A 19,338-nucleotide genomic window follows, 5' to 3' on the forward strand; every position below is an offset into this window, starting at 1 on the left:
GCCACCGCAAAGATCCAGGAACCCGGCTTCGGCCGGGTTTCTTTTTAGTTCATCACGAATTCGGCGTGCAACGCGCCTGCGGCGTTGATGGATTTCAGGATGTCGATCATGTCACGCGGGCTGACCCCAAGCGCATTCAGCCCCGCGACCACATCCGACAGCGAACTGGTTGACTGAACCTCGGCCATGCGAATGCCCGGATTTTCCTCGATCGAGGCCTGAGTGCGCGGCACGACGACCGTGCTTCCTTCGGCAAAGGGGTTGGGCTGCACAACGACGGGCGTTTCCTCGACCCGCAGCGTCAGGTTTCCCTGGCTGACCGCGACGCGCGAGATCCGCACATCCTCACCCATGACAATCGTGCCCGAACGCTGATCCACCACCACCCGCGCGCGCCGTTCGGGCTCCACCGCGATATTCTCCAGTCGCCCGATCACATGCGCGGCGGAGCGCATCGACGTGCCTCCGACACTGACCGCCACGGTGCCCGAGTCCTGCATGACGGCGACGCGGCGCCCAAACTCCGCGTTGATGGCCTGTTCGATCCGTCCGGCGGTGGTAAAGTCGGGGGTGCGCAACGCAAGGCGGATGGTCTCCAGACTGTTGAGTTCAAAGGCAATTTCACGCTCGATCCGCGCGCCGCCGGGAATCCCGCCCGAGGTCGGCACACCCTGCACAATCGAGGCACCCTGCCCCTCGGCCGAGGCGCCGCCCGCGAGGATCGCGCCCTGCGCCACGGCGTAGATCTCTCCATCCGCCGCGTTCAGCGGCGTCATCACCAGCGTCCCGCCAAGCAGGCTTTTCGCATCGCCAATGGCCGAAACCGACACGTCGATCCTCCCGCCTGCCCGCGCGAAGGGCGGCAGCGTCGCGGTGACCAGAACGGCGGCCACGTTCTTGGGGCGGAACTGCTCGCCCGTCACGTTCACGCCCAATCGCTCGAGGATGTTCGACATGATCTCCTCGGTGAAGGGCGAGTTGCGAATGCCGTCTCCGGTGCCATTCAGTCCGACCACGAGGCCATAACCCACGAGATCATTGCCCCTCACCCCGTCGAACTCGACCAGATCCTTGATCCGGATCGGCGCGGCGCTGGCCAGCACGGGCAACAACAGGAACAACAGGGTCAGGACAAATCGCATCACAGGTAATCCGCCAGGCTCAGCGCCGAAAGGCGCGCGGTCAGGGTGTAGAGCGTTTCAAGCTGCGTCTCGACGGCCTGCAAGGCTGTCGCACTTTCATAGGGATCGGCACCGATCAACTCTACACGGGCCAGTTCGAGGGACGACTTCTCGGCGCTGTTGCGCGTGCGCGCATCCTCGATAGCCGCCTCGGCCACGCCCAGATCGGCGCGAAACGAGACCAGCGCGCTTTCCGCTGACAGCAGACGCTCCCCCGCCGCCTGCGTCAGATCGGCGCGCAGATCATCGTCTTGTGGAACCATGTCATGCCCGACCAGCGCGGCCATAGCGAAACCGCCCAAGGTCTGCCGCAGGCCCGGACTGGCCAAGGTCAAGTCAAGCGAAAGCCGCTCGCCTTCGGCGATCTGGACAGCGCCGCTTGAGGTATCTCTGCCAGAATAGGCGATATCGAGAAACCCGCCCGCACCGCGCGGGGCGTCAAACCAGGTCAGCACCGCCGTCTCGATCGTCGTCGCACTGGTCAGTCCGGCAATCTTCGCTGAAAGCGCCGTCAGGATCGTACCCGTATCGGCAACGGGTCGCGTGTCACTGGCCGCACCCGAGAACAGATGCCGCCCCGCGACCTCGGTATTGAGGGCGGAAATCACCGCCTCGAACCGCTGCGCCGCATCGGCGAGCGCGGCCTGTACCGGCTGCGGGTTCGTGGCGCCGGACAATGCCAGAAGGCCCGTTCCAAGATCGGCGGCACTTTCCTGCATCAGGCCGAGGGCGCTCTGCATCCCTGCGGCCCGCAGCCCAGCCTCCTTCGCGCTCAGATCATAGGCCTCGATCATGCTCAGCGAGTGATCAATCGCGGCAAGCGCGCCGAAGTTGCCCGCAACCGCTTTCGCGGCATCCTGCTTCACGCCGGTCATGACCTCTTCGGTCAGTTGGCTCATCACCGTCTTGAGCTGCACCCCGTGCCGGCGCAGCTGGTAGCTTTGGGCCATGTCACCCACGGAAACGTAGTTCATTTCACAACCCCAGAAGTTGCTGGATCAGCGTATCGACGGTCTGGATGACCTTGGCATTGGCGGCATAGGCCTGCTCGACCCGCAGCAGCATTTGCAGCTCGTAATCGCTATCGACCCCATCGGCGAGCGACAGTTCGGTCAGCGCTTCCTGCCGCGCGAGGCTATAGCTTTCGATGCTTTGCGCGGTCAGCCGATCCGACGACACCCGCGAGATCAGTTCCGCCGCCAGACCCGAAGCCGAGCGCGACGCCGCTCCGAAATCACCGGATGCCGGAACCCGCCCACGCCCAAGCGCCTCGGCCAGCGCCGTCAACTGCCCCGAGGCGCCCACTGGCCCAGGCGCCACTCCCCCGATGCCATCGCGCAGCCGCCACAACGCGCCCCCGCGCTCGGGATCGACCGCGGCATTGACCGCGATACGGCCCGCAAGCCCCGCCTCAAAGGCCGGATCGAAGCTGCCCGAACCATCGGTGAACAACCCGGCCGCCCCGGAGGCAAGCGTCGGGTCGGTTGCCGGATCGGCGAAACGCTCGATCAGATCGCGGGCGATCGCGTCGATGCGCGATTGCGTCTGCGGGGCGAGTTCATCGCGCACGGCAAAGAGTGCACCCAGCCTGCCCCCGCCCATCACCCCATCGTCGCCGGGCGAGATCGCCATGCCGTTCAGCGTCAGGCCGGACAGATCGCCGTTCTCATAGCTCATATCGGCGCTGATCGCGCCCGTTGCCGAAAACCCGACCCGAACCGGAATATCCTCCAGCAGCACCGCGCCCCCCGTCGTAAACAGCGCAACCTGATTGTTGTCGCGCGTGACCTGACGGATCGGAACGATCTCGGCCACCAGATCGACAAGTGCCTGACGCTGGTCCATCAGCGCGGTGGCATCGTGACCCGCCGCGCGCTGCGCGAGGATCTGCGCGTTCAGATCGTCGATTTGCGAAAGCGCCTGGTTTAGCGCCTCGACCTGTTCTGCGATCTGCGCATCGGCCTCTTGCCGCATCTGCCCGACCGAGGCCGACATGGTATTCATCTGACCAGCCACCTTGGTCGCGGCATCGAGAACGCTTGCCAGGCGAGCCTCGCTCTCGGGTTGGCTGGCGGCCTGGACAAAGGCCGCCTCCAGCCCCGAAAGGCGCGACGAAAGCGAGCCTGCCTGCCCCGGCGCGCCGATCATCTGCTCGACGCTTTCAAGAAACGCCACGCGCGTTGTCGCGTTGCTGGCTGCCGCATCGGCCAGACGGCGATCCTGCAAGACCCCCTCATTAACCACGCGGACCACCCCGTCGATCTGCACGCCCGCCCCGACACCGCCCAGGGACTGCGCCGACAATGACAACTCGCGCCGGGCATATCCTTCGGTCAGCACGTTGGCCGTGTTCGAGGCCACGACATCCGCCATCCGGGCGGCGGCATTCAGCCCGGACAAGGCGTTCGATAGCGATGTGGATATGCCCATGGCTCAGTCTCCGTCAGACTCTCAGCGTTTGATGTTCGTCGTCTCCTGCAACATCTCATCGACGGTCTGGATGACCTTGGCGTTCGAGGAATAGGCGCGTTGCGTCTGGATCAGGTTGGTCAGTTCCTCGGCGACATCGACGGTCGAGCCCTCGCGCGCGTAGCCCTGAATCCCCCCGGTCGGCCCGTCGCCCGCATCCCACAGGAAGAACGAGCCCGACGTCGGTGAGACCTGGAACGTCTGGTTGTCGAGCGCGTTCAGCCCGTTCGGATTGGGCACGTCAATCACCGGGATCTGGTAGACCGTGCGGATAAAGCCGGTGTCATAGGTCGCCTTGATATAGCCCTTCTCATCGATCTCGATCGCGGTCAGGTTCCCCACGGGCGAGCCATCCTTGGTGATCGAACTGGGCGCGAAAGAGGACGACAGCTGCGTCAGCCCGTTGGTATCGCCGATCTTGCCGATCGTGACCGACAAGGGCCCACCGCCCACTGTCAGATCGAGTGCGCCCGTCACCGGATCGTAGGCCCCGCCCGACACGACGTTGACCGAGGCCAGCGTGCCGCCATTGCCGCGGCTGTCGTCGAAGGTCATCTGGTATTCGCCAATAATGCTTTCATCCGCTGCCGTCGCCGGATCATCCTGCGTGGCGGAATCTCGGATCACCATCGTCCAGGCGTTCGACGCGCCGCTGGCCGGCACGCTCGGCGTGAAGGAGATGTTCAGCGTCTCGGGGTTGCCGAGATTGCCGAAATACTCGACCGTCAGGGGCAGCGTCTCGCCGCTCTCGCCGGCCTCGGTCGCGGTGGCGGGCAGGTTGACGCCAAGGTTCATCGTGGTGGTCGGATCCCCCGCCGTCTGGTTGGCGTTGATCACCACCGGCACGAGGCCCGTCACCGTATCGCGCGGCATGTTCGGGATATTGCCATCGGCATTCGCGGGCCACCCCAGCAGCACCAGCCCGGACGCGGTGCGCAGAACGCCTTCGCTGTCGGTATGGAATGATCCGGTCGTGGTCATCATCAGGGGCTGCTCGCCCAGGGTATTGCTGAGCGAGGCCGAGGTCGCCACCGGCAGAAAGCCACGGCCCGCAACCGCGATATCCATCGCGTTCGAGGTCGAAACGAGCGCGCCGCGTTCGTCTATCAACCGCCCGGTTGAGGTGCGCACACCCCCGGCAGAATAGGCGCCCGCGTTGCTCGACTGGCTCAGTACCAGGCTCTCGAAATCCGATGTCGCGCGCTTGTAGCCATAGGTCGCCGAGTTGGCGATGTTATCCGAGATGGTGGCCAGTCGCGTCGCGTTTGCCGCCAACCCGGCGACGCCCGCATTGAGCGAAGAAGAAATGGACATGAATGCGCCTTTCTGCTGCTGCGTCCCTTGATCACCCCGCAGCGTGGCGCACGCGCCCTTAACATCGCCCTAACGACTCAAATTAAAGGGATTTTATCCCTCAGTTGCGCAGCAAGATCAGCTCGAGCCGGTTGTTGCGCTCCGACATCGGCAGCCCGGTCGAGGGCTTGCGATCGGCGAATCCGCTGACCCGTTGCACGCGCTTGCGGTCGAACCCGGCCCCTTCCAGCAGACCGCGCATGGCCTGTGCCCGCGCAAGCGACAGATCCCACATCGGGTTATGGCGCAGCACCTCGGGGTAGGCGCGGGTATAGCCGTTCAGGGCCACTTCGTTTCGAACAATGCCGAAGACGCGCACCAGCATGGCCGCGATTTCGCGCGTGACAGGCTCGGGCTCGGCGGTTTCGGGGGCAAAGAGCGGCGCGTCGGGCAGATCGAAAAACTCGACGATCAGCCCCTCGTCGGTGACGCGGGTGACGATGTGGCGCGCGAGCTGGTCGCTGACCATCGACTCGCCTCCCACGCCCATCAGAGCCTGCTCGATCTTCTGCGCGACGCGGTCGAATTCGTCGCGCGCGGGGTCTTTCGCAACCTCGGCGCCCTCTTGTCCGCGGGCCTGACGTTCGGTGCTGGGGCGATGCTGCGAGGCGCCGGTGCCGGTCTGTGCGATCTGCTGCTCGGAGAAGACCGAATCGCCGCCAAACGCCCCCTCACCCCCGCCCGAGATCCGGTTGATCGGAATCGTCGGGTTGAAATAATCGGCGATGCCCTTGCGCTGTTTCTCGGTCGTCGCGTTCAACAGCCACATCAGCAGGAAGAAGGCCATCATCGCCGTGACGAAATCGGCATAGGCCACTTTCCAGGCCCCGCCATGATGCCCGCCACCCGCGACAATCTTCTTGCGCTTGATGATGATCGGAGCCGCGTTATCGCGCGCCGCCATATGCCACCTCGCTTTCACCCGGCCTCCGGTCTAGCATCGTGGCATTAATGCGCACTTAAGCGCCGAAGTTCGTCCGATCCCTTTGCGAAGCACACCGCCAGCACTATTGTCCCTTCATGCAAAAGCCCCCGATTGACCAGTTAATCGCCTGCCCCAAATGTGACGCGCTGCACCATGCCCGCCATTTGGGGGAGAACGAGCGCGCCGCCTGCGCCCGTTGCGGCACACTGTTGATCACGCCACGCGCGCGGTCGTTTCTGCATGTCATCGCGCTCTCGTTTACCGCGATGATCCTGATGATCGCGGCCGTCTTCTTTCCCTTCCTGAAAATCTCGGCGCAGGGCTTTTCTCATGCCAGCTCGGTCTTCGAGGTCGCCATGGCTTTCTCCGACGGGCTTCTGGCGCCGCTGTCGCTGGCGGTGCTGATGCTGATCGTGGGCCTGCCGATCGTGCGCTTCGGCGCGCTGATCTACACGCTCTGGCCGCTGGCCAACGCCCGCCCCGCCTGGCCCCACGCCCGCCGCGTCTTTCGCCTCGCCGAAGAGCTGGAGCCCTGGGCGATGGCCGAGATCTTCATCATCGGCACGGGCGTTGCGCTGGTGAAGATCGGCGGGTTGGCTTCGGTCTCGCTCGGGCCGGCCTTCTGGGCCTTCTGCGCCCTGATCATCGTGAATGCCCTCAAGAACGCTTTTCTGAGCCAGTGGACGATATGGGACGCAATCGGGCAGAAGTAACCGTGCAAACCGCGCGCGATGCGGGGCTGGTGGGCTGCACGCGCTGCGGCAAGGTCTGGCCTGCGCAGACCCGTGAGTGCGGGCGCTGCGGGGCAGCGCTGAAGCGCGTGGATACGGCCGGGCTGCAAGCGGTCTGGGCCTGGTGGTTCGCCGGGCTGATCTTTTACATCCCCGCTAACCTCTACCCGATGCTGCGCACCTCGACGCTGGCCGGAAACCAGCAAAACACCATCATCGGCGGTGTGATCGAGCTGATCACGCATCACAGCTATTTCGTCGCCGCCGTTGTGTTCGTGGCCTCGGTCGTCATCCCGGTGTCGAAGTTCATCGCCATCGCTTATCTCGCTTTGGCCGTCGGGAACGAGCACCGCGCGGGCGCGCACCGGCACCTGCACCTGTTCGAGGTGGTCGAATTCATCGGGCGCTGGTCGATGGTTGACGTTTTCGTTGTAGCGATCCTGTCAGCATTGGTGCAATTGGGAGCCGTTGTCTCGATTCATCCCGGCCCGGCCGCCGCCGCCTTCGCGCTTTCGGTTGCCCTGACCATGCTCTCGGCGCAAAGTTTCGATCCCCGCCTGATCTGGCGCGGCCCCGCAAGAACGACAGGACCATGACCGACGAACTCCGCCCCGCAGATCTGGAAACCAGCCCCGCCCCGAACCCGATCTGGACCCGCCTGTCCGTGATCTGGCTGGTGCCGCTGGTGGCGCTTGCGATCACGCTTGGTATCGCCTGGCAATCCTATGCCGACCGCGGCACGCTGATCGAGATCGACTTCGCGGACGCGACGGGCGTGCGCCCCGGCGAGACCGTGCTGAAATTCCGAGAGGTCGAGGTCGGCCGCGTCGAGACCGTGGGCTTCAGCCGCGATCTCAGCTCGGTCCGTATCGGCGTTCGGGTGAACAAGGACGTCGCGCATTTCGTCGATAGCGAGGCGCGGTTCTGGCTGGTGCGCCCGCAGGTCTCGGCGCAGGGGATCTCGCGGCTCGACACGGTGCTGTCAGGCACTTTCATCGAAGGCTACTGGGATGCCGAAAGCGCAGGGCCGCAGACCGAGTTCCAGGGCCTCGACAAGCCGCCGGTGACGCCCGACCCGACGAAGGGCACCTGGGTCGAGTTGCGCGCCGAGGATGCCGGCGGGCTGGCCGAAGGCGCGCCTGTGCTGTTTCGCGGTATCACCGTGGGCCGCATCCAGAACTTGCGCCTGAACGACGCCGATTCCGGCGTGATCATTGACGCCTTCATCGACGCGCCCCACGACCGGCGCCTGACCACCAACACGCGGTTCTGGGATACTTCGGGCATTTCGGTCTCGCTCAGCGCCTCGGGGGTCAGCCTCGACATGCGCTCACTGGCCTCGCTGGTGCAGGGCGGGATCGAGTTCGACACGTTCACCACCGGCGGCACCTTCATCCAGAACGGCTTCCCCTTCCGCCTTTATGGAACGTCAGAGGCCGCGCGAACTTCGATCTTCGGGTCGGATCTGGCGGAACCCGCGCGCTACACGCTGCTGTTCGACGACGCGATCGAGGGGCTCCAACGCGGCTCCAAGGTGCAATTCCGCGGTGTCGAGGCGGGCGAGGTCACCGATCTGTCGATCAAGGTGCTGACCGACAGCACCGGCACGCGCTATGCCCAGCAACAGGTCGTCATCGCGCTTTCGCCCGAACGCCTCGGCCTGGCGCGCGGAACCGAGCGCGATATCGTCAACGAATTCCTCGCGACCGAGGTCGACTCCGGGCTGCGCGCCCGTGTCGCTGGTGTTGGCCTGCTCGGCTCGACGCTGGTGATCGAACTGACCGACGTGCCCAATGTTCCGCCCGCCGTGATCAACCTGACGGCCCAACCCTATCCCACCCTGCCCACTGCCGAGGCCAAGACGAACGATCTGGCGGCGTCAGCCGAAGGGGTGTTCCAGCGCATCGAAGCCCTGCCGATCGAAGAACTGATGGCCTCTGCGATCCGGTCGCTCGACAGCATTTCTGCCGTCGCCGAGAGCGAGGATACCCGCGCCGTTCCGGGCGAGCTTGCGGGCCTGCTGGAGGAACTCCGCGCGCTGGTGGAGCGCCTGAACCAGGGCGGCGCCTCCGAGAAGGCGATTGCGGCGCTTGACGGGATGACCGAGGCCGCCTCGACCGTGATGAGCGAGTTCGAGGGGCTGGCCGAGACGCTGGCGTCGACCGATGCCGCCGCGCAGGCGGTGGCCGAGATGCCGCTTGGCGAGATCGGCACCAAGATCGACGGCATTCTGGCCGATATCCGCACCATGCTGGGTTCGGAAGATGCCGAACGCCTGCCGCGCGCGCTCTCGGATACGCTCGAAGAATCCGCGGCGCTACTGGCAGAGCTGCGCGAAGGCGGCGCGGCAGAGAAGATCAACGGCACGCTCGTGGCCGCGCAGGATGCTGCGACCGCCATCGAAAGCGCCTCCGAACGCCTGCCCGAGCTGACCGCGAAGCTGGAATCGCTGGTGACCACCGCGGAGCGGCTGGTGGCGTCTTATGGCGAGCGGTCGGCCTTCAACGCCGAGGTGCTCGACACGATGCGCGAATTGCGCCGCGCGACATCCGCGTTCGGGTCGCTCGCGCGCATGATCGAACGCAACCCCCGCGCCTTCATTCTGGGCCGCTGACAGGAGACACAAGATGATCCGCCCGTTCCTGCTAAGCCTTATCTGCGGCCTTGCGCTGACCGCCTGTTCCGATCCTGCGGCCACCGCGCGCTATGCGATTGCGCCGCAACCCGCCGCGAAAACCCTGCCCAACCGCCTCGGCCAGGCCGAGCTGCGCGAGGTGTCGCTACCGCAATATGCCGCGGGGCAAGAGATCTCCTATCAGACCGAGGACGGCGCGCTGCGCTCGACCCCGGACAATATCTGGGCCGACGACCCGCCGCGCGCGGTGACGCTGGCACTGGCGCGGCAGATCTCTGCGGTCTCGGGCGCGACGGTGATCGCCGAGCCCTGGCCGCTCTCGGAAGGGCCGCAACGCCGGATCGAGGTGCGGGTCGAGCAGTTCCTTGCGCGGGCCGATGGTGTCGTGCAACTGACCGGGGTCTATTTCGTCACCCCCGCCGGGATTACCAACGGACGCGACGTGATGCGCAGCTTCGATGTGACCGTGCCGGTCGCGGAGGGAGGCCCGGCGGCCATCGCGCAGGCGCAATCGGCAGCGGTTGCCGAACTGGCCCGGCGCATCGCGCAGCTGGATTAATCGAGCGCCGTGATGCGGCCGTAGCCACCGCGGAAGAAGGTCAGTGGCTCGCCCTGACCCACCTGAAAACGGACCACGCGGCCGATGATGATGGTGTGATCGCCGCCTTCATGGGTGGCCTCGGTCACGCACTCGAACCGCGCCAGCGCGCCGTCCAGCAGCGGCACATCATGTTCGTTGCGCAGGAAGTCCAGCCCCTCGAACCCATGGCCGCGACGGGTGAAACGATCCGCAAGCGGCGCCTGATCGGCCCGCAGCACATGGATGGCAAAAGCAGGGGCCGCCGAGAAATGCTGATGTCGCAACGACGAGCGCGCCGCCGACCACAGCACCAGCGCCGGATCGAGCGAGACCGAGGCGAAGCTGTTGACGGTAATCCCCACCGGCGTCGTTGATCCCGCCTCGCATGCGGTGATCACGGTCACCCCGGTCGCAAAGCAACCAAGCGCATCGCGCAGCTGACGCGGCTGCGCCGGGTCGGGCACATGGCCGAGGCCGGATTTCTCGGCCCGCGTCATTGCCGCTTCGATCTCGTCGCTTTCCCGCATCGCTCTCCCCTTTCCCCCACAGATACGTGCTGGCGCGCAAAGGGCAACCCTTGGGGCGCTCACAGAGCCATCAAGACCCGGTCAAGCGCGCCGCATCAGGTAGATGTCCATGATCCAGCCATGCTCGGCCCGCGCCTCGGCGCGGGTCCGGACGATCTGCGGGCCGACCTCGGAGAGGGGGCCCGTGCGCAGGATCTGTTCGGACATGCCGACGAAGGCACCCCACCAGATCTCGACCCCTTCGGGAGCGAGATGGGTGAACGAGCATTCTCCATCGAGCATGACCACGATGGTATCGACGCCCTCGGGCCAGCCGTGATCGCGCAGCTGGCGGCCCGTGGTGATCTGGACCGGCGCGCCGATCTCATTGAGCGGGATGGCGTGCGCTGCGCACAGCGCCTGAATGGCGGTGATCCCCGGAATGACGCGGGTCGTGACCGGCATCACACGCGCCAGCCGCTCGGCCAGGCGCAGCGTGCTGTCGTAAAGCGACGGATCGCCCCAGACGAGCAGTGCGACCTTGCCGCTTTCGCCAACATGGGCGCGGATCTCACCCTGCCAGGCGGCGGCGATGGCGTCGTGCCAGTCGTCCACGCCCTGCCGGTAAGAGGGATTCGCCGCATCGCGCACCGGCAGCGCGAACTCAACCACCTTTGTCGCGGGATTGGTGATATGCGTTTCGCACATCGACCGGCGCAGCCCGGCCAGATCGGATTTGTCCGCCCCCTTGAGCGGGATCAGGATCAGCTCGGCCGCGTTCATCGCTTCGATCGCCTGCAGCGTCAGATGCCCGGGGTTTCCGGTGCCAATTCCGATCAGCGTCAGTTCGATCATCGCGTCTTCCTTACTGGCGGGAGGAGCGCGGCGCGCTCCTCCCAGTGTTTCGTTACGCCGTCCGGCTGCGCTCCCAGAGCTGCCCGGCAACCCAGCCAAGCACCGCCCAGACCGCAAGCCCGACCCCGAGCACACGCGCCGAGAACATGGCGCCGACCTCGGGCGGGGCAACGCCGTAATACTCGTCGATCGTGGGCGCGCCAATGATATGCGGCAGCGCAAGCATGCCCACGGCCAGCGGATATTTCCACGCATGGTGCCCGTAGGCCAGCAGCGCAAGCGCCGTGCCAGTCAGCGCCACCGCGCCCCACCACCAGACCTGGCGATCGCCAAGATCGGCGGCCACCGTGCCCGGCAGTTCGGGCGGCAGCCCAAGCGCAGGGGCAAGCTGGAAGCTCACGAAGCCCGCGATACCCCAAAGCAACCCCTCGACCGCGCCGACCCGCTTGCCGAGCGTCTCGGCCAGACCGAAGCCCGCCACCAGCAGCCCCGCATAAGAGACGTAGATCAGGATGGTGAAGAGAACCGTCAGCCCGTTGCGCGTCAGCGCACTCGGATCGGCAGCCTCCGCCCCCTGTACGTGATCGTCGGCCGCCCCGGCCTCATGCGCGTGATCGGCCGGAGCCTCCAGCGCCGAGCCCGAGAAATGCGTCAGTTCGCCAGTCTCGTAACCTTCACCAAGCAGGATAACCTCCTGCACGAAAGCGAAGTGCAGCAGAGCGGCAATCAGCCCTGCTGCACAACCGGCGAACAACGCGCCGGTCAACATTCGTTGGAACATGCGTGGCGGATCAGTGGCAGGGGAAGCCGGTCGCGTGACGCATATCGTGGGCGGCATCGTGCAGCGTCGCCGACTGCGCGTGGCCAGCCACGAACATCAGGGCCACGCCCATCACAACCATCGCCAGAACCGAAGCCAGACCCGAGGTGGTTTTCACCGAGGAAAGAGTCGTCATTTCATATCTCCCAGCCGTCACACCCGACGGCGTTAAGTTACACCTTGCAGGGCCGGTCTCCTGGCTCGCGGGTCACAGTCGGTCCTCGCCTTCCCACCCTTGCAGGCAGTGGCATTCCGAGGACCGCTCTCCGCTGACAGTCGCGGGGGCGGCTGGGGCTCGGGGCGCCTCGATTGGTCCGCCCGTTCCCCATTCCCGTTTCAGTCCCGATGCTTTGCACCTGATGGGACACCTTGCCCTTCCATCTACTCAGCGGCGCCGCAGCCGGTCAAGGACAATCACGGCGCTTCAGGGCCGAATGCGACCCTCAGCCCGGAATCCGCGCCAGCGCCTTGGTGCGCAGCGCGCCAAGCGGGCGCGCATCGGCGAAGTTCCCGTCCGCCGAGGCCGCATACAGCCGCGCGAAGGTGAGCAGGTCGGGCAGGTCCTCTGGCGTCAGATCGCCAAAGAGGTAGGCCGTCTTGCCCTCGGCGCGGAAGGCCAGGCTCGAGGGGCGCGTGCAGCCCGACATGCATTCGATCCCCTGCACGTCGGCCACAATTCCGGCCTCGCGCAGCGCTTCCTCCAGCGTTGCGCCGAAACCCGCACGGCCAAGCGCGCAGCTGGTGCAGACCGAGATCCTCACGCGGTCACATCCGACAACGGGCCATAGAGGATCAGCGCCGGGTGGTCCGAGCGCGCATCGGCCAGTTGCCGCGCCAGATCCGCGACGGTCGTGCGCTGGATGGTTTGTTCCGGATGGCCCACGGCCTCGGCCAGCATCGCGGGGGTTTCGGGCGCAAGCCCATGCGCCATCAGCCCCTCGGCCAGACGCGGGAAGGTGCGCTTGCCCATGAAGACAACCGTCGTCGCCCCGGGATCGGCCAGCGCGGCCCAGTTGATCGATTCGGGCAACCCGCCGGTTACATCGGCGCCGGTCACGAATTGCACCCGCCGCGCGGTCAGCCGCCGGGTCAGCGGAATGCCCGCCGCTGCCGCCGCCGCACAGGCCGAGGGCACGCCGGGGATGATCTCGCTGCCGATCCCGGCCTCACGTAGGGCGACAAGCTCTTCCTCAAGCCGCCCGAACAGCCCCGAATCGCCGGACTTGAGCCGCACCACACGCTTGCCGGCCAGGGCATGCTCGACCAGCAGGGCATTGACGTATTCCTGCTTGGCCGAGGGCTTGCCCGCCCGCTTGCCGACCGCGATCAACTCGGCCTGCGGACCGGCATGGCCCAGAACCGGACCCGAAGCGAGGTCATCGAACAGCACCACATCGGCGCGTGCCAGCCGATCCACGGCTTTCAGCGTGATCAGATCGGGATCGCCCGGCCCCGAGGAAACGAAAGAGACGAAACCGCTCATGAACTGGCCTCAGCTATCAGGTGAAAGAAAGTGCCGCTGACGCAGCCGCCGCCCGGCATCTGCCGGAACGATCCGGTCTCGGGGACGGCGGCGCCGGTGGCATCGACGACCTGCGCCAGCGGCGCATCGGGTTGCGACAGGATCGTCGCATAGTGAAATTCATGGCCCCGCAACGCGGTGCCAGCGGTCAGCGGGCCAACGGGGGCAGCGAGCCGCGCAAGCCGATAGCCCAGATGCATGCGCCGCTTGGCAAAGGATGTCTCCAGCCCCAAAAGCCCGGCCATCGCGTGGCGCGTGCCATCCGCGGCAACCAGGCCCGCACCAAGCGCCATATAGCCTCCGCATTCGCCATGAACCGGACGGGTCTGCGCGAAAGCACATAGGCCCGCGCGGAAGGTCTCGGCGGCAGACAAGCGGCCCGCATGTAGCTCCGGGTAACCTCCGGGCAGCCAGCAGGCATCGGCGCTCGGGTCGGGCGCCTCGTCGGCCAGCGGCGAGAAGGGCAGGATCGTCGCCCCCTCGGCGCGCCAATCCGCGATCAGATGCGGATAGACAAAGGAAAACGCGGCATCCCTCGCCAGCGCGATCCGCGCCCCCGCCCCGCGGCGACCGAGATCATCCGATCGAGGTCGCAATGCTCGGCCACGATCCGCCCGGCCTCCGCCAGCAGCTTATCCAGCGCATCGGTTTCTTCGGCCTGCACAAGGCCCAGATGCCGCTCGGGCAGGGCGATCCCCGCCGCGCGCGGGATGACGCCCAGAACCTCGATCCCGGCCTCTTCCATGCCCGCGCGCACCAGTGCCTCATGCCGCGGCGACGCCACCTTGTTCAGCACGACACCCGCCACCTGCACAGCAGGGCGCAGCGTCGCGAAGCCCTTGGCCACTGCCGCCGCCGATTGCGCCTGCCCCGACACATCGAGCACCAGAACCACCGGCCAGCCCATCAGCGCAGCAATATCGCCGCTCGCCCCCGTCCCGGTCTCGCCGGGTTTGGCAACGCCATCGAAGAGGCCCATCGCCCCCTCGGCCACGATCAGATCGGCCTCGACCGCAGCCAAAGCCTCCAACTGCCCGCGCCCCATCGCCCAGGCATCGAGGTTGAACGAGGCCCGCCCCGCAGCGGCCGCATGAAAGGCCGGGTCGATGTAATCCGGCCCGCATTTAAAGGGCTGCACATCCAGCCCGCGTGCGCGCAGCGCCGCCAACACCCCCAGCGTCAACGTGGTCTTGCCCGAGCCCGAGGCCGGTGCTGAGATGATCAGGCCGGGCGTCATTCAGGCCCCGTTCCGGGAAAGCGCGGCTCTGTGCCCACGGGCCGGTAGCGGCGGTCGTAATCGCCCGCGTAAAGGCGACTTTCGTCGAACTCCTCGGCGCCGATCGAACGACCGACAAGGATCAGCGCCGTGCGCTCCATCTCCTCGCCAATCGCGGTTTCCAGCGTGCCGAGCGTGGCGCGCACCACGCGCTCATCGGGCCAACTTGCGCGCCAGACGACGGCCACGGGGCAGTCGGCGCCGTAATGTGGGGTCAGTTCCTTGACCACCTGAGGCAGCACATGAACCGAGAGGTGAATGGCCAGCACCGCACCGGTGCGCGCGAAATTCTCCAGCGTCTCCCCCTCGGGCATCGAGGTCGCCCGCCCCGAGGTCCGCGTCAGCACGACCGATTGCACCACGCCGGGCAGTGTAAGCTCGGCGCAAAGTGTCGCGGCGGCAGCGGAGAAGGAGGGCACGCCCGGCGTCACATCGTAGGGAATGCCAAGCGCGCGCAGGCGGCGCAACTGCTCGCCCATGGCCGACCAGACCGACAGATCGCCCGAGTGCAACCGCGCGACATCCTTGCCCTCGGCATGGGCGGCGGCGATCTCTTCAATGATCTGGTCAAGCGAAAGCGGCGCGGTATTCACGATCTTCGCGCCGGGCGGGCAATGCGCCAGAAGCGCCTCGGGGACGAGGCTGCCTGCATAAAGGCAAACCGGGCAGGAGGCGATCAGATCGCGCCCGCGCAGGGTGATCAGATCGGCCGCCCCCGGACCCGCCCCGATGAAATGCACCGTCATTGCGTCTTCCCTTCCGCTACTGCCACGCTTACGCCGCCTTGGGCCACGCGCTCCATAACCAACCGCGCGCCGGGCCCTGCCGCGACAAGCGCCGCTGCCTCGGCGACCGAGCCGGTGCCGAACAGCGCCTGCACCCGGTCGGAATGCGAGGGCGTCGCCACCCCCGCCACGTCATGGCCGCTGACCGGCAGCCCAAGCGCCGCCGTCAATTCGGCCAGCCGATCTGCCTTGTGCCCGATGGTCGCCAGCGCGGCAACCGGGCCTGCGATGGTTTCAGCGGCACGCAGGGCGGCGAGCACGCCTTCGGGCGTGGCGGCACTGTTGAACCCGACCCCTGCGATTCTCATTTCACCACGCTCCATTGCACCACGGGGCGCGCCGCGTTCCAACCGCGCATTCCGCCAAGGGGCACCGCCTGCGCAAGATCGATCCGCAGCAGATCGCCGCCATGAGCCGCCTGCATCTGCGCCAAAAGTGCTTCGGTTTCCAGCGTCACACCATTGGCCACAAGCCGCGTGCCTTCTGGCAGCATCGGCCACAGCGCCGCGTAAAGTTCCGCATTTCCGCCGCCACCCACGAAGACCGCATCCGGCAGGGGCAGCCCCGCCAGAGCCTCGGGCGCACGGCCCTCGAGAGCCTGCATCCGGCCCGCCAGACCAAAGCCCGCGATATTGGCTCGGATATTGGTCACGCGATCAGCGCGCGTCTCGACCGCGATCGCGCGGCCGCCCGCAAGGCACCACTCGACCGAGATCGAGCCCGACCCGCCGCCGATATCCCACAGCAACTCACCCGGTCGCGGTGCAAGCGCCGAGAGTGTCAACGCGCGCACGGGCCGCTTGGTGATCTGGCCGTCATGCTGGAATGCGTCATCCGGCAGGCCAGAGGCGCGTGATAGACCCGCGTCTTTGGGCAGGTTCGCACCGTCAATGGCTACCGCAACCGGCGCCGCTATGCCGGTAACGTCGAAGCCTTCGGCGTTGGCCTGCCGCAGCCGCTCCTGCGTGCCGCCGAGGCGTTCAAGCACCGTCAGCCGTGCCGCACCGAAGCCCGCCGCAACCAACCAGTCGGCCAGCATCGCCGGAGCGGCACCATCGCGCAGCGTCACCACCGCGCGCACGCCGCGCGCCAGAATGGGGCGCAGCCGCGCGAAATGCGCCGCATGGAGACCCATGCAGACCGTTTCCTCGATCTTCCAGCCCATCCGAGCACAGGCCAACGAGAACACCCCCGCCAGCGGGATCGCGCGCCACTCGCCCGGCTCCAGATGGCGGGCAAGGGTGCTGCCCGCGCCGAACCAGAACGGGTCACCCGAGGCCAGCACCACGGTGGGACGCCCGCGCCATTCCAACACCGGGGCAATATCGAAGGGTACCGGCCAAGCACGCCCGCGCGCGTCCGCCGCCACCAGATCCAGGTGACGCGGTCCGCCAAAGATCACCTCGGCGCCCGCAATCGCCGCACGGCTTGCATCCGACAGCCCTTCAAGGCCATCTTCGCCCAGACCGACGATTTTCAGCCACGGATCAGCCATGACGCGCATCCTTCTTCTGGGCGGCACCACCGAAGCCAGCCGCATGGCCCGCGCGCTGGCCGAGGCTGGCCTGCCCGCCGTCTTTTCCTATGCCGGCCGGACCGAAGCGCCCGTGGCCCAGCCGATCCCCACGCGGGTCGGCGGCTTTGGCGGCCCGGAGGGGCTGGCCGAATACATCCGTTCCGAGGCGATCACCCATGTGATCGACGCAACCCACCCCTTCGCCGCGCAGATGAGCCGCAATGCGATCACCGCCTGCGCGGTCAGTCACACGCCGCTGCTGGCACTGGAACGCCCCGCATGGGTGGCGCAACCCGGTGATAGCTGGACCCATGTGCCCGATATGGCGGGTGCCGTCGCGGCCCTGCCCGACACCCCGGCGCGCGTTTTTCTGGCCATCGGCAAGCAGAACCTGACGGCCTTTGCCGTCAAACCGCAGCACCATTACCTGCTGCGCCTTGTCGATCCGCCCGAGGGTGCCCTGCCGCTGCCCGACGCGCAGGCTGTGATCGCCCGTGGCCCGTTCTCGCCCGAGGGCGACGAGGCCCTGCTGCGCGCCCACGCCATCACCCATATCGTCGCCAAGAACGCGGGCGGTGCCGGGGCCGAGGCGAAGCTGATCGCCGCGCGCGCCCTGCACCTGCCGGTGATCCTGATCGACCGCCCCGCCCTGCCCCCGCGCGAAACGGTGGCCAGCGTGGATAAGGCTCTGGCGTGGATCGCCCATCACCGCCCCCCTGCCGAGCGCGGCGTGTAAACCCATTTGCCCACCCGCCGCGTCGCCGAATTGCCGACGATGACGACGGTGCGCATATCGGCCATCTCGGGCGTGGCCTCGGCCAGCGGCACGGTCACGATCCGCTCTTCCGGGGTCGAGACCGCGCGGGCGAACAGGATCAGCCGCTCGGGTTCGCACTCCTCGCGCAGCACCTCGAGCACCCGCTCGAACTGATGCGGGCGCGATTTGGAGCGCGGGTTATAGAAGGCCATCGCGAAATCGCCCCGCGCGGCATGGCGCAGACGATGCTCGACCATCTCGAAGGGTTTGAGGTTGTCGCTAAGGTTGATGGCGCAGAAATCATGCCCAAGCGGCGCACCGGCATGGGCGGCGGCGGCCAGCATGGCGGTGATACCGGGCAGAATGCGGATGTCGGTCTGCGCGAACTCGGGCGCCACCTCCAGCGCCTCGAAAAGCGCCGAGGCCATGGCGAAAACCCCGGGATCGCCCGAGGAGACCACGACGACCCGCTTGCCCGCAGCCGCCATTTCCAGCGCGTGGCGCGCACGGTCCAGCTCAACCCGGTTATCGGAGGGGTGCAGCGTCAGCCCCTCGCGCGCGGCGACGCGGGCGACATAGGGGATGTAACCTACCACATCGGTGGCCTCGGCCAGCGCGGCCGAGACCTCGGGCGTCACCAGATCCTCGGCCCCCGGCCCGAGCCCCGCAACGGCAATCCAGCCGCTCATTCCGCGGCCTCCGCGATCTCGGGGCGGCGGCCCTGTCCGTGGACAAGGACGATAGCGAAATAGGGGCAGTCGTGATCCTCGACCTCGGCCAGTCGATCGACGCGCTGCCCCTTCATGGTGCCACGCTCAACCAGCCAGGCCTCGCCCAACCGGCCCGCGCGGGCCAGCGCGCGCTTGACGCGCGGCAGGTTGCGGCCGGTCTTCATGATGACCAGCGCATCCGAACCCGCGGCATGGGCGGCCAGCTCATCCTCGGGCAGGGTGCCCATCAGGATGGTCAGCACATCGTCGCCCCAGGTGATCGGCTGGCCGGTCACGTTCCAGCAGCCGGTCATGCCGGTGATGCCCGGGATCACGTCCACCTGCACCCGGTCCTTGAGCCGGATGTAGAGATGCATGAACGAGCCGTAGAAGAAGGGGTCGCCCTCGCACAGCACGACGACCTCCTGCGTGGCGGCCAGATCGGCCAGGCGGTTCGCCCAGTCGTCGTAGAACTCGGCCAGCAGGCGGATATACTCGGGGCTGTCGAAGGGGATCTCGGTCGTGACCGGATATTCCATCGGGTATTCCAGCGCGCCCACGGCCAGCATCCCCTCGACGATCTGGCGCGCCTGGCCCTTGCGGCCCTTCTTGCGGAAATAGGCGACATGGGTCGCGCCCCGGATCGCGCGATCCGAGCGCACCGACATCAGTTCCGGGTCACCGGGGCCAAGGCCCGCGCAAATGATCCTGCCCATT

The 19,338-nt window shown here is 66.9% G+C and carries 21 protein-coding genes, 1 pseudogene and 1 riboswitch; of the genes and pseudogenes, 5 read left to right on the forward strand and 17 right to left on the reverse strand.

Translation table 11 applies throughout. The features are described 5' to 3' along the window. Positions 1–44: 44 nt before the first annotated feature. The 5 genes from KTQ37_RS07710 to KTQ37_RS07730 form a co-directional block, all read right to left on the reverse strand. Positions 45–1,142: a flagellar basal body P-ring protein FlgI gene (locus tag KTQ37_RS07710; RefSeq protein WP_218629925.1), complete on the reverse strand. Its 1,098-nt coding sequence runs from the start codon at positions 1,140–1,142 to the stop codon at positions 45–47. Then, positions 1,142–2,155, reverse strand: coding sequence for a flagellin (locus KTQ37_RS07715; RefSeq protein ID WP_218629926.1), 1,014 nt, complete (start codon positions 2,153–2,155; stop codon positions 1,142–1,144). The genes KTQ37_RS07710 and KTQ37_RS07715 overlap by 1 nt, the downstream gene beginning before the upstream one ends. Position 2,156: 1 nt before the next feature. Beyond that, the gene (gene flgK / locus KTQ37_RS07720) at positions 2,157–3,611 is read right to left on the reverse strand and encodes a flagellar hook-associated protein FlgK (protein ID WP_218629927.1); all 1,455 of its coding nucleotides are present in this window, start codon (positions 3,609–3,611) and stop codon (positions 2,157–2,159) included. A 21-nt stretch (positions 3,612–3,632) separates the two neighbouring features. Further along, on the reverse strand, positions 3,633–4,964 hold the full coding sequence (locus KTQ37_RS07725) for a flagellar hook protein FlgE (protein ID WP_218629928.1): 1,332 nt from the start codon (positions 4,962–4,964) through the stop codon (positions 3,633–3,635). A gap of 100 nt (positions 4,965–5,064) precedes the next feature. Continuing rightward, positions 5,065–5,907, reverse strand: a complete 843-nt coding sequence (locus tag KTQ37_RS07730) for a flagellar motor protein MotB (RefSeq protein ID WP_218629985.1) — start codon at positions 5,905–5,907, stop codon at positions 5,065–5,067. Between the two features lie 116 nt (positions 5,908–6,023). Here KTQ37_RS07730 and KTQ37_RS07735 point away from each other — a divergent pair, with 116 nt between their 5' ends. From KTQ37_RS07735 to KTQ37_RS07750, 4 genes are read left to right on the forward strand one after another with little or no spacing between them, the layout of a single operon-like run. Next, positions 6,024–6,641, forward strand: coding sequence for a paraquat-inducible protein A (locus KTQ37_RS07735; RefSeq protein WP_218629929.1), 618 nt, complete (start codon positions 6,024–6,026; stop codon positions 6,639–6,641). Between the two features lie 2 nt (positions 6,642–6,643). After that, on the forward strand, positions 6,644–7,255 hold the full coding sequence (locus KTQ37_RS07740; protein ID WP_375546103.1) for a paraquat-inducible protein A: 612 nt from the start codon (positions 6,644–6,646) through the stop codon (positions 7,253–7,255). Further along, on the forward strand, positions 7,252–9,273 hold the full coding sequence (locus KTQ37_RS07745; protein ID WP_218629931.1) for an MlaD family protein: 2,022 nt from the start codon (positions 7,252–7,254) through the stop codon (positions 9,271–9,273). Before KTQ37_RS07740 ends, KTQ37_RS07745 begins: the two co-directional genes overlap by 4 nt. A 13-nt stretch (positions 9,274–9,286) precedes the next feature. After that, positions 9,287–9,853 carry a PqiC family protein gene (locus KTQ37_RS07750; protein WP_218629932.1) on the forward strand — a complete coding sequence of 189 codons (567 nt, stop codon included), beginning with the start codon at positions 9,287–9,289 and terminating at the stop codon, positions 9,851–9,853. Here KTQ37_RS07750 and KTQ37_RS07755 read toward each other — a convergent pair. From KTQ37_RS07755 to cbiE, 10 genes and pseudogenes are all read right to left on the reverse strand, one after another. Further along, positions 9,850–10,371, reverse strand: coding sequence for a flavin reductase family protein (locus tag KTQ37_RS07755; RefSeq protein ID WP_413243719.1), 522 nt, complete (start codon positions 10,369–10,371; stop codon positions 9,850–9,852). The genes KTQ37_RS07750 and KTQ37_RS07755 overlap by 4 nt on opposite strands. 111 nt (positions 10,372–10,482) lie before the next feature. After that, positions 10,483–11,235 carry a precorrin-6A synthase (deacetylating) gene (cobF, locus tag KTQ37_RS07760; protein ID WP_218629934.1) on the reverse strand — a complete coding sequence of 251 codons (753 nt, stop codon included), beginning with the start codon at positions 11,233–11,235 and terminating at the stop codon, positions 10,483–10,485. 52 nt (positions 11,236–11,287) lie between these two features. Beyond that, entirely contained in the window at positions 11,288–12,016 is a 729-nt protein-coding gene (locus KTQ37_RS07765) for a CbtA family protein (RefSeq protein WP_218629935.1), read from the reverse strand. Positions 12,017–12,026: 10 nt separating this feature from the next. After that, the gene (locus KTQ37_RS07770; protein WP_218629936.1) at positions 12,027–12,191 is read right to left on the reverse strand and encodes a CbtB domain-containing protein; all 165 of its coding nucleotides are present in this window, start codon (positions 12,189–12,191) and stop codon (positions 12,027–12,029) included. Between the two features lie 33 nt (positions 12,192–12,224). Continuing rightward, positions 12,225–12,442, reverse strand: a riboswitch (cobalamin riboswitch). 56 nt (positions 12,443–12,498) lie between these two features. Further along, positions 12,499–12,816: a DUF1636 domain-containing protein gene (locus KTQ37_RS07775; protein WP_328799702.1), complete on the reverse strand. Its 318-nt coding sequence runs from the start codon at positions 12,814–12,816 to the stop codon at positions 12,499–12,501. After that, complete coding sequence (cobA, locus tag KTQ37_RS07780) at positions 12,813–13,538, reverse strand: uroporphyrinogen-III C-methyltransferase (RefSeq protein WP_218629937.1); 726 nt, start codon at positions 13,536–13,538, stop codon at positions 12,813–12,815. The genes KTQ37_RS07775 and cobA overlap by 4 nt, the downstream gene beginning before the upstream one ends. After that, positions 13,535–14,814: pseudogene (locus KTQ37_RS07785) on the reverse strand (cobyrinate a,c-diamide synthase). Before KTQ37_RS07785 ends, cobA begins: the two are co-directional and overlap by 4 nt. Further along, complete coding sequence (cobM, locus tag KTQ37_RS07790) at positions 14,811–15,599, reverse strand: precorrin-4 C(11)-methyltransferase (RefSeq protein ID WP_218629938.1); 789 nt, start codon at positions 15,597–15,599, stop codon at positions 14,811–14,813. The pseudogene KTQ37_RS07785 and the gene cobM overlap by 4 nt, the downstream one beginning before the upstream one ends. After that, on the reverse strand, positions 15,596–15,946 hold the full coding sequence (locus tag KTQ37_RS07795; RefSeq protein WP_218629939.1) for a cobalamin biosynthesis protein: 351 nt from the start codon (positions 15,944–15,946) through the stop codon (positions 15,596–15,598). The genes cobM and KTQ37_RS07795 overlap by 4 nt, the downstream gene beginning before the upstream one ends. Continuing rightward, entirely contained in the window at positions 15,943–17,133 is a 1,191-nt protein-coding gene (gene cbiE / locus KTQ37_RS07800) for a precorrin-6y C5,15-methyltransferase (decarboxylating) subunit CbiE (RefSeq protein WP_218629940.1), read from the reverse strand. The genes KTQ37_RS07795 and cbiE overlap by 4 nt, the downstream gene beginning before the upstream one ends. Between cbiE and KTQ37_RS07805 the strand changes: the two genes are divergently transcribed. Continuing rightward, complete coding sequence (locus KTQ37_RS07805) at positions 17,132–17,890, forward strand: cobalt-precorrin-6A reductase (RefSeq protein WP_218629941.1); 759 nt, start codon at positions 17,132–17,134, stop codon at positions 17,888–17,890. The genes cbiE and KTQ37_RS07805 overlap by 2 nt on opposite strands. On the opposite strand, the gene cobJ is transcribed toward KTQ37_RS07805, so the two are convergent. Both cobJ and KTQ37_RS07815 read right to left on the reverse strand, forming a co-directional pair. Further along, complete coding sequence (cobJ, locus tag KTQ37_RS07810) at positions 17,860–18,600, reverse strand: precorrin-3B C(17)-methyltransferase (protein ID WP_218629942.1); 741 nt, start codon at positions 18,598–18,600, stop codon at positions 17,860–17,862. The genes KTQ37_RS07805 and cobJ overlap by 31 nt on opposite strands. Then, the gene (locus tag KTQ37_RS07815) at positions 18,597–19,337 is read right to left on the reverse strand and encodes a precorrin-2 C(20)-methyltransferase (protein ID WP_218629943.1); all 741 of its coding nucleotides are present in this window, start codon (positions 19,335–19,337) and stop codon (positions 18,597–18,599) included. Before KTQ37_RS07815 ends, cobJ begins: the two co-directional genes overlap by 4 nt. Between the last annotated feature and the right edge of the window lies 1 nt (position 19,338).

It is taken from the genome of Sedimentimonas flavescens (genome assembly GCF_019264375.1).
Taxonomy (GTDB): domain Bacteria; phylum Pseudomonadota; class Alphaproteobacteria; order Rhodobacterales; family Rhodobacteraceae; genus Rhodobacter; species Rhodobacter flavescens.

Bases quoted from the DNA above. Each gene is read 5' to 3' on its own strand.
- cobF (WP_218629934.1), bottom strand. From the start codon at position 11,235: ATGATCGAACTGACGCTGATCGGAATTGGCACCGGAAACCCCGGGCAT.
- KTQ37_RS07765 (WP_218629935.1), bottom strand. From the start codon at position 12,016: ATGTTCCAACGAATGTTGACCGGCGCGTTGTTCGCCGGTTGTGCAGCA.
- flgK (WP_218629927.1), bottom strand. From the start codon at position 3,611: ATGGGCATATCCACATCGCTATCGAACGCCTTGTCCGGGCTGAATGCC.
- KTQ37_RS07730 (WP_218629985.1), bottom strand. From the start codon at position 5,907: ATGGCGGCGCGCGATAACGCGGCTCCGATCATCATCAAGCGCAAGAAG.
- KTQ37_RS07745 (WP_218629931.1), top strand. From the start codon at position 7,252: ATGACCGACGAACTCCGCCCCGCAGATCTGGAAACCAGCCCCGCCCCG.
- KTQ37_RS07770 (WP_218629936.1), bottom strand. From the start codon at position 12,191: ATGACGACTCTTTCCTCGGTGAAAACCACCTCGGGTCTGGCTTCGGTT.
- cobM (WP_218629938.1), bottom strand. From the start codon at position 15,599: ATGACGGTGCATTTCATCGGGGCGGGTCCGGGGGCGGCCGATCTGATC.
- cobA (WP_218629937.1), bottom strand. From the start codon at position 13,538: ATGAGCGGTTTCGTCTCTTTCGTTTCCTCGGGGCCGGGCGATCCCGAT.
- cbiE (WP_218629940.1), bottom strand. From the start codon at position 17,133: ATGGCTGATCCGTGGCTGAAAATCGTCGGTCTGGGCGAAGATGGCCTT.
- KTQ37_RS07735 (WP_218629929.1), top strand. From the start codon at position 6,024: ATGCAAAAGCCCCCGATTGACCAGTTAATCGCCTGCCCCAAATGTGAC.
- KTQ37_RS07805 (WP_218629941.1), top strand. From the start codon at position 17,132: ATGACGCGCATCCTTCTTCTGGGCGGCACCACCGAAGCCAGCCGCATG.
- KTQ37_RS07815 (WP_218629943.1), bottom strand. From the start codon at position 19,337: ATGGGCAGGATCATTTGCGCGGGCCTTGGCCCCGGTGACCCGGAACTG.
- KTQ37_RS07725 (WP_218629928.1), bottom strand. From the start codon at position 4,964: ATGTCCATTTCTTCTTCGCTCAATGCGGGCGTCGCCGGGTTGGCGGCA.
- KTQ37_RS07715 (WP_218629926.1), bottom strand. From the start codon at position 2,155: ATGAACTACGTTTCCGTGGGTGACATGGCCCAAAGCTACCAGCTGCGC.
- KTQ37_RS07795 (WP_218629939.1), bottom strand. From the start codon at position 15,946: ATGAGAATCGCAGGGGTCGGGTTCAACAGTGCCGCCACGCCCGAAGGC.
- KTQ37_RS07755 (WP_413243719.1), bottom strand. From the start codon at position 10,371: ATGACGCGGGCCGAGAAATCCGGCCTCGGCCATGTGCCCGACCCGGCG.
- KTQ37_RS07750 (WP_218629932.1), top strand. From the start codon at position 9,287: ATGATCCGCCCGTTCCTGCTAAGCCTTATCTGCGGCCTTGCGCTGACC.
- KTQ37_RS07710 (WP_218629925.1), bottom strand. From the start codon at position 1,142: ATGCGATTTGTCCTGACCCTGTTGTTCCTGTTGTTGCCCGTGCTGGCC.
- cobJ (WP_218629942.1), bottom strand. From the start codon at position 18,600: ATGAGCGGCTGGATTGCCGTTGCGGGGCTCGGGCCGGGGGCCGAGGAT.